1 protein-coding gene is annotated in these 539 nt (G+C 37.3%); it reads left to right on the top strand.

Annotated features, from left to right (window positions below; all coding sequences use genetic code 11):
- The coding region (locus ABS911_RS15325) for a peptidylprolyl isomerase (RefSeq protein ID WP_350468264.1) at window positions 1–539 on the top strand (539 nt) is incomplete at both ends.

The following is a 539-nucleotide window of genomic DNA, read 5'->3' as shown; positions in this document are numbered from 1 at the left end:
CTCAAGGAGCAGCTACGCTTCAACAAATGATCATTAACGATGTATTAACAGAATCTTATGGAGAAACTGTTGATGATAAAGCTGTAGATACTGCTTTTGAAGAAGAGGCTGAAGCATACGGCGGTGCCGAAACATTTGAATACGTATTGAGTTCTTCTGGTTACACAGCAGATTCATACAAAGATTTGATCCGTTACAGCTTGTTAGTTGAAGAAGCTGTTAAAGACAATACTAAAATTGAAGATGAAGAATTAGAAACTGCATATGAAGCTTATGTTCCACCTGTTACTGCTTCTCATATCTTAGTAGCTGAAGAAGATCAAGCTAAATCATTGATTGAGCAATTAAACGATGGTGCTGATTTTGCTACTCTAGCTCAAGAAAATTCAATTGATCCAGGTTCAGCTGAAAATGGCGGTCAAATGACTTTCACTACTGGACAAATGGTCGCTGAATTCGAAGAAGCTGCTTTTGCTTTAGAAGAAGGCGAAATTACTCAAGAACCTGTTCAAACAGAAAATGGTTTCCATGTCATTAAA

Source organism: Carnobacterium sp. (assembly GCF_040274425.1).
The sequence above is the reverse complement of the archived record's forward strand: the minus strand, read 5'-3'. Positions and strand labels throughout refer to the sequence as shown.